At 66.6% G+C, this 11154-nt stretch carries 7 protein-coding genes; 1 reads left to right on the forward strand and 6 read right to left on the reverse strand.

Annotated elements, in window-relative coordinates:
- Positions 1-139: 139 nt before the first annotated feature.
- Positions 140-2173 (reverse strand): hypothetical protein, encoded by a 2034-nt coding sequence (locus ACFWP5_RS30475; protein ID WP_384163490.1) that lies wholly within the window; start codon positions 2171-2173, stop codon positions 140-142.
- Between the two features lie 200 nt (positions 2174-2373).
- On the opposite strand from ACFWP5_RS30475, the gene ACFWP5_RS30480 reads away from it, so the two are divergent.
- Positions 2374-3354: an arabinan endo-1,5-alpha-L-arabinosidase gene (locus tag ACFWP5_RS30480; RefSeq protein WP_384163493.1), complete on the forward strand. Its 981-nt coding sequence runs from the start codon at positions 2374-2376 to the stop codon at positions 3352-3354.
- A gap of 226 nt (positions 3355-3580) precedes the next feature.
- Here ACFWP5_RS30480 and ACFWP5_RS30485 read toward each other — a convergent pair whose 3' ends face one another.
- The 5 genes from ACFWP5_RS30485 to chvE all read right to left on the reverse strand — a co-directional run bounded on the left by ACFWP5_RS30485 (position 3581) and on the right by chvE (position 10782).
- On the reverse strand, positions 3581-5299 hold the full coding sequence (locus ACFWP5_RS30485) for a pyridoxal phosphate-dependent aminotransferase (protein WP_384163512.1): 1719 nt from the start codon (positions 5297-5299) through the stop codon (positions 3581-3583).
- 297 nt (positions 5300-5596) lie between these two features.
- A complete protein-coding gene (locus tag ACFWP5_RS30490) occupies positions 5597-6751 on the reverse strand; it encodes an aldose epimerase family protein (protein WP_384163496.1) in 1155 nt (384 codons plus the stop codon).
- A gap of 85 nt (positions 6752-6836) precedes the next feature.
- Entirely contained in the window at positions 6837-8081 is a 1245-nt protein-coding gene (mmsB, locus tag ACFWP5_RS30495; protein ID WP_384163499.1) for a multiple monosaccharide ABC transporter permease, read from the reverse strand.
- Complete coding sequence (gene mmsA, locus ACFWP5_RS30500; protein ID WP_384163502.1) at positions 8078-9628, reverse strand: multiple monosaccharide ABC transporter ATP-binding protein; 1551 nt, start codon at positions 9626-9628, stop codon at positions 8078-8080. The genes mmsB and mmsA overlap by 4 nt, the downstream gene beginning before the upstream one ends.
- Positions 9629-9672: 44 nt before the next feature.
- Positions 9673-10782 carry a multiple monosaccharide ABC transporter substrate-binding protein gene (gene chvE, locus ACFWP5_RS30505; protein ID WP_384163504.1) on the reverse strand — a complete coding sequence of 370 codons (1110 nt, stop codon included), beginning with the start codon at positions 10780-10782 and terminating at the stop codon, positions 9673-9675.
- Positions 10783-11154 lie beyond the last annotated feature (372 nt).

An 11154-nucleotide genomic window follows, 5' to 3' on the forward strand; every position in this document is an offset into this window, starting at 1 on the left:
CGGGCATGGGAGGCGGCACGCCGTCCCAGGAGCACATCCACACCATCATCCGCACCCCCAACGGCGGCGACTACGGCGTGGACCTCCTGAAGCTGCGTCTGGAGAACGATCACTGACAGGTGAGCGTCCGGTTGGTGGCTCAGTCCGTCCGGTTGAGATCGATGAAGTCCTGGATCTCGGCGACGATGCCTCGGCCCTCCTCGTCGACCGGCTCCAGCCGGTCGACGATGGCGCGGCTTCTGGCGGTGTCCTCCGCGTTGATGCGGTGCACCATCTCGTCCAGTGTCGAGCGCAGGCGGGACCTGTGCCGGTGATGGTGCTCCTCGGCCGTGTCGATCAGGTGTCGCCCCTGGCTCCTCACCATCACCTCGAAACCGAGACGGGCCTGCTTCGCCTGCTCGTCGAGCATGGCCTTGCGTTCCTGGCGGGCCTGCTGGATCTTGGACTCCCGATCCTTGAGGACGTCCGTGATCCTGGCGATGCCGATGGCGGCCAGGATGGCAGCTCCGATCGGCATCGCGATGGTGGCGAGACTGAGGCTCGTCGTCAGCCAGACCGCTCCACCGGCGAGCGGGCTGGCGACGCCGAGGGCGTTCGCCGCGGACTGGACCATGTCGTACGCCCTGAAGGGGCGGCCTCCGTCTGTTTGCACCGGGATCACGTCGAGGTCGAGCGGCTCGGGTGCGACCAGCTGGGAGTCGGTGTCCATGCCGAGCTCCGACCGCAGGATCAGCCGGGCGCCGGCGTCGAGTTCCTCGCGTTCGTGCTCCCAGAGCGTGCCGGGCCCGTCCGCGGCGGTCATCCACTCGTTGAAGAGCTGGACATAGCGGACGTCGATCTCGTTGACGTGCTCGGCGCTCAGGTTGCCGCCGTCGATCAACTCGTCCAGTCCTCGGTGCAGCTCGTCCGCCAGGCCGCTGAACGGCCGTTGGGTGGTGCGGATCCTGCGGTCCAGGTCGTCGTTCAGCTCCGCGCGCATTCGTGCGAGGGAGTCGTCCATCTCCTCCAGACGGTCATGGAGGTCGTCTCGCTGCGCCTCGAGCTTGTCCACGGTCATGCGATGGGCGTCGAGCATGTCGGCGATGATGCGCCTTCTGCGTCGGACGAGCCAGCCCGCCTCCTCACCGACCTGCCTGAGGTGCTTGTGCCCGGCGCCGGACTCCAACAGGGCCTGGAGGCGGTCGCGCAGCTCGCCCATGTGGCTGCGTCGTCTGAGCGCGCTTCCGTCTCTTCCCTCCTTCTCCTCGAACTCGGCCTGGGCCTCAAAGGCTGCCGAGACGGGCAGGAAGCCTTCCCCGATGAACGCCTCGGATCTGGGATAACGGTCGTGTAGATACTGGTTGTTGGTGGCCAGCACGTTCTTCCAGGCAAACTGGCCGTGCTCGCGCTGCCTGGCCCGGTCGATCCCTGAGAGGACCCACAGAACCCGCTTCTTGGCCGGTACGGCGTGGGCGTAGAGATCCCGGATCAGGCCCAGCTCGTTGACGGTGAGGGCCTCGGTGGCCTGGCTCACGTAGATGAAGCAGTCGGCCTCCTTCCAGGCCTCGTACATGATCTCGTCGCGCTCTTCGTCCTCGGACTCCGAGCCGGGCAGGTCGAAGAGCTTGATCGGCAGGCGCGCCTCGGAGATGAGCAGCTCGATCCGCTCGACTGAGTGGTTGACGTGCTCGGGGCGACGGTCGGTGATGTTGCCGTCCGCCGCCGCGTAGGCGGCCACTTCGGCGCGGTGCCGGTTCGTGCCGATCTTCACCCAGCCCGCGATCCCCTTGAACTTCACCCGCAGCAGTCCCCGGCCGCTCGCGTCGACCGTGGGGTCGTCTCCCACGGGGATGACCGTCGACGGGCAGGGGGTGGTCGGGCTCGCCGACGACGGAAGGATGCCGAGGTATTCGTCCGACTGCTCGCCCTCCTCGTCGATGATCGGGAGGTATTTCAGGCCGCCTTGGAGGCCGCTGATCAGGAAGCTCTTGCCCGAGGACTGCCGCCCCAGCAGCGCCACCTTGAGCATGCTCGACAAGGCTCGGGTGCTCAGGGCCTGAATGCGTTCGATGTCCGACTGCACGCCGGCTGCCTCGGGAAAGAGGTCCGACACGCCGTCGACCTCGTGCAACCAGCGGTCACAACGGCCCAGTTGATACTTCAGCGCGTTCCGCGCTTCCTCCAACGGCATCATGCGTCGACATGTACCCCACGGGGCCTTCTCCGGCCGGGAAACAGCTCACGCTCCCCGGAATCCCCACACCTGCTCGACGTCCCGTTCGCGCGCGAGCCATTGACGCGCAAAGGGTTCGATTCTACGGTCCCGTCCGAAGTCGCGATCGGTGATCGATATGCCGAACGTTGAACTCCCCCCCACCCGCAAGGAGGTTCCAGATGAGCCGCACCTCCCGTACCTCCCGCACCAGAACCGCTCTCCTCGCCGTCCCCGCCGCCGTCCTGCTCGCTCTGATCCCGAGCACGGCATCGGCGTACCCCAACCCCGGCACGGTCACCGGTGCCGTCGTCGTGCACGACCCGACGATGATCCGTACGTCGGCCGGGCGTTACCTGCTCTACTCCACCGGCGGCGGGCTCGCGTACAAGACGTCCACCGACCGGACCGCCTTCACGGCCGGCGGCGACGCCTTCACCACCAAGCCGAGCTGGTGGTCGTCGTACGCGACCGAGGCCTGGGCGCCCGACATCTCGTACCACGGCGGGAAGTACCTGATGTACTACGCCGTCTCGACCTTCGGCTCCAACAAGTCCGCGATCGGGCTTGCCGGTTCGACCACGGGGCTGCCGGGCTCCTGGACGGACTACGGGGTCGTCTACACCTCCACCACGTCCAGCGACTACAACGCCATCGACCCGAACCTCTTCGTCGACGACGACGGCAAGTGGTGGCTGTCCTTCGGGAGTTGGTGGACCGGGATCAAGATGATCCAGATCGATCCGTCCGTCGGGAAGCAGCTGTCGTCCAACACCACCCGGTACGCGATCGCCCAACGACCCACCGGAACCAAGGCGGTTGAGGCCCCGTACATCGTCAAGCGCAACGGGTACTACTACCTCTTCGCCTCCTATGACGTCTGCTGCCAGGGCGCCGCCTCCACGTACAAGGTCAAGGTCGGACGGGCCACCAGCGTCACCGGGCCGTACTACGACAAGAGCGGGGTCGCCATGCTGAACAACGGCGGCACCGCCGTGCTGGAGACGCACGGCAGCGTCATCGGACCCGGTGGGCAGAGCATCATGAACGACACCGACGGCGACCTGATCGTCTACCACTACTACGACGGCAACGACAGCGGCACTCCCAAGCTCGGCATCAACTTGTTGAACTGGAGCAGCGGTTGGCCGGTGGCGTACTGAGACGGTCCGTCGGGGCGAGTCGCCCTTATGGCGTAATTGATCAACTTTGAGCAATACCGGCGCCTACTGGAGAAGGCAGGCTTCAAGGTGCAGGGATGCAACGCCTTGCCATGGGGGGCGTCACTACTCAACGCCGTTCGTTGTCAGGGGCGCGGGGGTCTGACATTGTGCGGCTCCGCCGCGTGGGCGCGACAAGCCACAACGCACCCGCACCCGGCAACGGAGATCAGCCCGCCTGCCCCATCCCCGCAGCATTGGGCCAACTCTGGGCCTGCGCCTGCGCATTGGGCCACCCAGTCGCAGGCGCAGGCGCCAGGTTCTGCATCCCGTTGGGACTCGTGGCCCCCCGAACCTGCGCCGCCGTAAGCCCATTACGCGCAGGCACGCCGGTAGGAGTCGGCCCCTGCGGCATCGGAGCCGGCGCGGGGGCGGGCGCGGGTACGCCGTAGGGCTGCTGTTGGGGCATCTGCTGAGGCATCTGTTGGGGCATCTGCTGAGGCACCGGTGCCATCTGCTGAGGCATCTGCGCGACGGCCTGCATCGGCATGCCGACCCCGTTCGACTGGTGGTCGGCCATCCCGGTCATCGGCATCTGCTGAACCTGCGCCGCGGCAACCATCGGCTGGAACTGCGGCTGCTGTTGAGGCTGAGGCCGAGGCTGCGGCGGGGCAGGAGCCTGCATGGGCACAGGTACGGGCTGCGGCTGCATCTGAGCCACCGCCGGCATCGGCATCGGCATGCCGACCCCCGACGTACCCGTACCAAGGGCCTGCGCGGCGAGGTTCTGCATGCCCGCCCCGTTCGTCGCCCCGACCAGGCGGTCCACGGCCGCCGTACCCGAGCTGTAGTTGGTCCCTGTACCCAGCTCGGGTACGGCGGCTCCCCTCCTGGTCCCGTAGAGCACCTGTTCCATGCCGGACACCAGGCGACGCACGTCCGTCTGGGGGCGCACCACGAGCCGCAGGAAGCGGCTGGACGAACCGATCTTGTTGCCGCACTCCCGGACGAGGATGCGGTGCTCGGTGAGCATCCGGTCCCGGACCACGGTGCCTTCGGCGCCGACGGGGAGGCGTACGAAGAGGAAGTTGCCCTGCGACGGATAGACCGTCAGGCCGGGCAGCGCGGAGAGATGGCTCGCCATGTCGAGCCGGTCGCGGCGCACCTGCTGGAGGCTCTGCGCGTACTCCGCGCCGTGCTCCTTGAGGATGAACACCACGTGCTCAGCGAAGGCGTTGAGGTTCCACTTGGGGAGCATCGTGCGTATGCGGCCGGCCAGGGCGGGGTTCGCGACGAGGTAGCCGAACCGTATGCCGTGCAGGCCGAAGTTCTTGCCGAGGCTGCGCAGCACGACGACGTTGGGGCGCAGCATCGCCTCTTGTACGACGCTCGGTTCGACCTCGGCGTCCGCGAACTCCAGGAACGACTCGTCGATGATGACGAGGTCCAGGTCGGCCATCGCGTCCATGAACTGGACGAGCGCCTGCTTGTGGATGAAGCCGCCGTCGGGGTTGTTCGGGTTGCAGATGACCGCGACCTTGGTGTTGCGCTTGCGGATGAACTCGGCGTACTGCGTGAGGTCGAGGGCGAAGCCGCTGGACTCCTGGAGCGGGAACATGTCGACCCGCTTGCCGGTCTCCATGGGCTGGTCGGTCCAGCGGCCGAACGTGGGGACGGGGATGGCGAGGGACTCGCGGACCATCAAGTGGTCGATCCAGGTGATCAGTTCGGTGGAACCGTTGCCCATCGCAACGCAGCTCGGCGGGAGTTGGAGCAGGTTGCAGAGCTCGGCCGTGATGGTGTCGGCGCTGCTCGGGTAGTACGTGATGATCTCGCGCAACCGGGCCGCCATGTCGTCGAACATGGCGGGGGTGGGGAAGTACGGGTTGCACGGAATACAGAAGTCCACGGGGCCGGTGCCGTCGCTCTCACGCGCCAGCGCTGCCATCGACGGGCTGTGCGCCGCCGTACTGCGGAACAGCGAGGTGACGTTGGAGTCGACCAATGGAACCTCCGTATGAAGGCGGGCCCGGTGGGGACGACCGGGCCCGTCGTCTTGGGTGGCCCGCGCGGGGGAGCACGGGCCACCCATGGATACGGAGACGGGAGTGGCGCTGTTCAACCTGTGTGAAATTCGTGTGAGTTCAGAAACCCCGCCCAGAGGTCGCGCCCCATAGGGGCGCGGGGAACTGCGCGCCCAGCCACGACGGACCCGCAGCTCCCCACGGCCTGCTGAACGGAGTGCTTACGCGCTGAAGGAGTGGATCGTGGTCGTGCGGTACGTCTGACTCGGGCGCAGCACTGTCGTCGGCCAGGACGGCTCGTTAGGAGAGTCCGGGAAGTGCTGGGTCTCCAGGGCCAGTCCGTCGCCCTGCCGGTACGTGCGACCGGACGTGCCGATCAGCGTGCCGTCCAGGAAGTTGCCCGAGTAGAACTGCAGGCCCGGCTGGTCGGTGGAGATCTTCAGGGTGCGGCCGGACGCCGGGTCCCGCAGCGTTGCGATGTGCTCCGGCTTCGCCGTGACCCCCTTGTCCAGCACCCAGTTGTGGTCGAAGCCCTTGGCGGTGACCTGCTGCGGGTGCCCGGCGCGGATGTCCCGCCCGATCGGCTTCGCCTTGCGGAAGTCGAAGGGGGTGCCCGCGATCTTCGCCAGCTCACCGGTGGGGATCAGACCCGTGTCCGTGGGCGTGTACCGGCTTGCGGCGATGGAGAGTTCGTGGTCGTAGATGCCGCCGCTGCCCTCGCCCGCGAGGTTGAAGTACGTGTGGTTGGTGAGGTTGACGACCGTCGGCTTGTCGGTGGTGGCCTCGTAGTCGATGCGCCAGTCGCCGTGCTTGGTGAGGGTGAAGGTCACCTTCGTCTTGAGGGTGCCGGGGTAGCCCATCTCGCCGTCCACGCTGGTGTAGTGGAGGTAGAGGCCGACGTCGGAACCCTTGGTGAAGGGCTCGATGTCCCAGACCTTCGTGTTGAAGCCCTTGGTACCGCCGTGCAGGCTGTTGACACCGTCGTTGACGGAGAGCTGGTAGGCCTTGCCGTCGAGGGTGAACTGGCCCTTGGCGATGCGGTTTCCGTACCGGCCGATGGTCGCGCCGAAGAACGTCGTGCCGGCGACGTACGCGGCGAGGTTGTCGTAGCCGAGCGACACGTTGGCGTACTTGCCGTGCCGGTCCGGGAGTTCGAGCGACTGGATGATGCCGCCGTAGGAGAGGACCTTCAGGCGGGTGCCGCCGTTGGCCAGGGACCAGCGGTAGACCTTCGTCCCGTCCGCGAGGGTGCCGAAGAGTTCCTTCACGGGCTTCTTGCCTCCCGAGGCTGCCTGTGCCGTACCCGTACTGAGTGTGCTCGCGGCGATACCCGCTGCCGCGGCGCCTGCAATGACCGTGCGTCTGTTCAGTTCCATCGAGCGGCTCCTGCACATGGAAGGGACCCCGTCGTGCTGTGCGTGTCTTGCGACAGCCGGACAACGGACGGGGCCCGGGCTGGACTTACGAACCGGACTTGCGTTTGTTCCACACATCGAAGCCGACCGCGGTCAGCAGGGCGAGGCCCTTGATGACCTGTTGCCAGTCGGTGCCGACGCTGAGGAGGTTCATGCCGTTGTTCAGCACGCCGAGGACCAGACCGCCGATGATGGCACCGAGAACCGTGCCGACACCGCCGCTCATGGACGCGCCACCGATGAACGAGGAGGCGATGGCCTCCAGTTCGAAGCCGTCGCCCGCCTTCGGCGAGGCCGCGTTGAGGCGGGAGGTGACCACCAGACCCGCCAGGGCCGCGAGCACGCCCATGTTCAGGAACACCTGGAACGTGACGCGCTTGTCCTTGACGCCGGACAGCTTCGCGGCCGGCAGATTGCCGCCGATCGCGTAGATGTGGCGGCCGAAGACGGTGTTGCGCATCACATAGCCGTAACCGGCCACCAGGACACCGAGGATGATCAGGATGATCGGCGCACCGTCGTAGCTGGCGAGCAGCATGGTGAGCCAGGCGATCGCGGCGATGATCGCGACGAGCTTGAGCAGGAACAGCTTGACGGGCGGCACGTCGAGCGAGAACTCCTGCTGCCGGCGCCGGTCGCGCACCTCCTGCCACACCACCGCGGCGATCATCACGAGGCCCAACAGCAGCGTGATGTTGTGGTAGTTGGTGTTCGGGCCGACCGCGGGCAGGAAGCCGTTGCCGATCTTCTGCAGGCCGTTGGGGAAGGGGCCGAGGGTCTGGCCCTGGAGGAGGATCTCGGTGAGGCCGCGGAAGAGCAGCATTCCCGCGAGGGTGACGATGAAGGACGGTATGCCCGCGTAGGCGATCAACAGGCCCTGTACCGAGCCCGCCACGGCGCCCATCAGCAGGCACAGCACCAACGCGACGGGCCACGCCACATGGTGATTGACCATCAGGACCGCCGCGAAGGCGCCCACGAACGCGGTCAGCGAACCGACCGACAGGTCGATGTGCCCGGCGATGATGACCAGCATCATGCCGATCGCGAGGATCAGGATGTAGCTGTTCTGCAGCACCAGGTTGGAGACGTTGCGCGGCAGCAGCAGGTCCCCGCCGGTCCAGACCTCGAAGAGGATCACGATCAGACCGAGGGCGATCAGCATGCCGTACTGCCGCATGTTGCGTCGCAGGCCGTTCAGTATCAGCTGCAACAGGCCGCCGCCCGCGGCCGATCCGCTCCCGCCCGGCGGCGCGGGGGCCGGGCTCTTGGCGGTCACGTCCGTGCTCATCGGGTTACCTCTTTGTCCTTCGTCATCTGGCGCATCAGCACTTCCTGCGTGGCCTCGGCCCGGGGCACCTCACCGGTGAGCCGGCCCGCCGCCATCGTGTAGATGCGGTCGCACATGCCGAGCAGTTCCGGCAGTTCGGAGGAGATGAAGACCACTGCCTTGCCCTCGGCGGCGAGTTGGTCGATGACCGTGTAGATCTCGTACTTGGCGCCCACGTCGATGCCGCGGGTCGGCTCGTCCAGGATCAGCACCTCGGGACCCGCGAAGATCCACTTGCTGAGGACGACCTTCTGCTGGTTGCCGCCGGACAGCTTGCCCACCGGCTCGAAGACCGTCGGCGCCTTGATGTTCATCGACTTGCGGAACCGCTCGGCGACCTGCCGCTCCTCCTGCTCGTCGACCACACCGCGCTTGGAGACCTTGTTCAGGGCGGCCAGCGAGATGTTCCGGTTGATCGTGTCGATGAGGTTGAGGCCGTAGTGCTTGCGGTCCTCGGTGACATAGGCGATGCCGTGTCCGACCGCCTCCGCGACGGACTTGGTACGGATCTCCCGGCCGTCCTTGAGGACCGTGCCGCGGGCGTAACGGCCGTAGGAGCGGCCGAAGACGCTCATCGCGAGTTCGGTGCGGCCGGCGCCCATGAGTCCGGCGATGCCGACGATCTCGCCCCTGCGCACATTTATCGAGACATCGTCAACTACCTTGCGCTGCTGGTCGATCGGGTGAAACACGGTCCAGCCGCGGATCTCCAGGGCGGGCGCCGCCTCCGCCTCGCCCTCGTGCGGGGTGCGCTCGGGGAAGCGGTGGTCGAGGTCGCGGCCGACCATGCCGGAGATGATCCGCTCCTCGGTCGTCTCCGGCGCCTTCACGTCCAGCGTCTCGATGGAGCGGCCGTCGCGCAGGATCGTCACCGAGTCGGCGACCTTGCGGATCTCGTTCAGCTTGTGCGAGATGATGATGCAGGTGATGCCCTGCTTCTTCAACTCCAGGATGAGATCGAGGAGTTTGCCGCTGTCCTCGTCGTTCAGGGCCGCCGTCGGCTCATCCAGGATGAGCAGTTTCACCTTCTTCGACAGCGCCTTCGCGATCTCCACGAGCTGCTGCTTGCCCACGCCGATGTCGGCGACGCGGGTCTCCGGGTGGTCGCTCAGGCCCACCCGGCGCAGCAGTTCGGTGCCGTGGCGCAGGGTCTCGTTCCAGTTGATGAGCCCGCGCGAGGCGTGCTCGTTGCCGAGGAAGATGTTCTCCGCGATGGAGAGGAACGGCACCAGCGCCAGCTCCTGGTGGATGATGACGATGCCGCGGTGCTCGCTCGCCCGGATGTCGCGGAAGCGGCACTCCTCTCCTTCGAAGAGGATGTCGCCCTCGTAACTGCCGTGCGGATGGACGCCGGAGAGCACCTTCATCAAGGTGGACTTCCCGGCGCCGTTCTCACCGCAGATGGCGTGGACCTCGCCCTGACGGACCGTCAACGTGACGTCCGACAGCGCTTTGACACCGGGAAAGGTCTTGACGATCGAGCGCATTTCCAGGACGGGTCCCGCCATGGTCGTGCCTTCCAATCAAGTGAAGTGGTCAAAGGGCGGCGGGATTACTTGAGTTGGGCATCCGTGTAGTAGCCGCCCTTGACCAGCACGTCCTCGTAGTTGGTCTTGTCGACGCTCACCGGCTGCAGCAGGTAGGCGGGGACGACCTTGGTGCCGTTGTCGTAGGTCTTGGTGTCGTTGGTCTGCGGCGTCTTCTTGTTGAGGACGTCGTCGATCATGGTGTCCGCGACCTTGGCGAGCTGGCGGGTGTCCTTGTAGACGGTCTGCGTCTGCTCACCGGCGATGATCGACTTCACCGAGGCCAGCTCGGCGTCCTGGCCGGTGATGACCGGCAGGGGCTTGCTGGAGGAGCCGTAGCCGTCCGACTTCAGCGCGGACAGGACGCCGATGGAGATGCCGTCGTAGGGCGACAGCACCGCGTCGACCCGGCCGCTCTTGTAGGAGCCGGTGAGGATGTCCTCCATGCGGTTCTGCGCCTTGGTGCCGTCCCAGCGCAGGGTGGTGACCTTGTTCAGCGCGGTCTGCCCGGACTTGACGACCAGTTCCTTCTTGTCGATGTACGGCTGGAGCACGCTCATCGCGCCGTTGAAGAAGTACTTGGTGTTGTTGTCGTCGTTCGAGCCGGCGAACAGCTCGATGTTGAACGGGCCCTTCTTGCCACTGTCCAGACCGAGCTTCTGGACGATGTAAGTGGCCTGGAGGACACCGACCTTGGTGTTGTCGAACGAGGCGTAGTAGTTGACGTTCTTGGTGCCGAGGATGAGGCGGTCGTAGGCGATGACCGGGATCTTCGCGGCGGCGGCTTCCTGGAGCACGTTGTTCAGGGACTTGTTGTCGATCGCCGCGATGATCAGTCCCTTGACGCCCTGGGTGATCATGTTCTCGATCTGGGAGACCTGGGTGTCCGGGTCGTCCTCGCCGTAGACCAGCTTGGTCTTGTAGCCCTTGGTCTTGAGGTCCTTGACCATGTTGTTGCCGTCGGAGATCCAGCGCGCGGACGACTTGGTCGGCATGGCGATGCCGATGGTGCCGCCCTTGGCACTGGTCTCCTTCTCCTTGCTGCCGCCCGAACCGCTCTGCCCGCACGCGGACAGGGTCAGCGCGAGGGTGGCGGCGCCGGCTATGAGGGGGAGGGCGCTTCTGCGGATGCGCATGTGAACTGGCCTCATTCTTCTCGTCGTTGAGAGGTGCAGCGAGTGTTGGGGGTGGTTCGGGGTGCGGTGTGCGGTTGTGCGGGGTGGTTCGGGATGCGGGGTGGCTCGGGTTGTGTTGTGTGGTGCGGCCCGGTGGGGGCTGGTCGCGCAGTTCCCCGCGCCCCTTCGAAAGCGGGCCTGCGTTGAAGAGGTGCGGGTTGTGCGGCTTCGGTGGTGCGGGTTGTGCGGTGTGGTGCCGGCCCGGTGGGGGCTGAGCGCGCAGTTCCCCGCGCCCCTGGAAACCCGGCCGGCGCTTAAGGGGCGCGGGGAACGGCGCGTCCCGCCACCCCCGGGCCGCGGCCCGCCACGCTCCAGCGGTGGCGGGCTCGGCGG

It is taken from the genome of Streptomyces sp. NPDC058469, assembly GCF_042721125.1.
In the GTDB taxonomy this organism is placed as follows: domain Bacteria; phylum Actinomycetota; class Actinomycetes; order Streptomycetales; family Streptomycetaceae; genus Streptomyces.

What these genes read in the sequence shown, in the direction of transcription:
- ACFWP5_RS30475 (WP_384163490.1), bottom strand. Translation starts at nt 2,173, where the DNA reads ATGATGCCGTTGGAGGAAGCGCGGAACGCGCTGAAGTATCAACTGGGC.
- ACFWP5_RS30480 (WP_384163493.1), top strand. Translation starts at nt 2,374, where the DNA reads ATGAGCCGCACCTCCCGTACCTCCCGCACCAGAACCGCTCTCCTCGCC.
- ACFWP5_RS30485 (WP_384163512.1), bottom strand. Translation starts at nt 5,299, where the DNA reads ATGGCAGCGCTGGCGCGTGAGAGCGACGGCACCGGCCCCGTGGACTTC.
- ACFWP5_RS30490 (WP_384163496.1), bottom strand. Translation starts at nt 6,751, where the DNA reads ATGGAACTGAACAGACGCACGGTCATTGCAGGCGCCGCGGCAGCGGGT.
- mmsB (WP_384163499.1), bottom strand. Translation starts at nt 8,081, where the DNA reads ATGAGCACGGACGTGACCGCCAAGAGCCCGGCCCCCGCGCCGCCGGGC.
- mmsA (WP_384163502.1), bottom strand. Translation starts at nt 9,628, where the DNA reads ATGGCGGGACCCGTCCTGGAAATGCGCTCGATCGTCAAGACCTTTCCC.
- chvE (WP_384163504.1), bottom strand. Translation starts at nt 10,782, where the DNA reads ATGCGCATCCGCAGAAGCGCCCTCCCCCTCATAGCCGGCGCCGCCACC.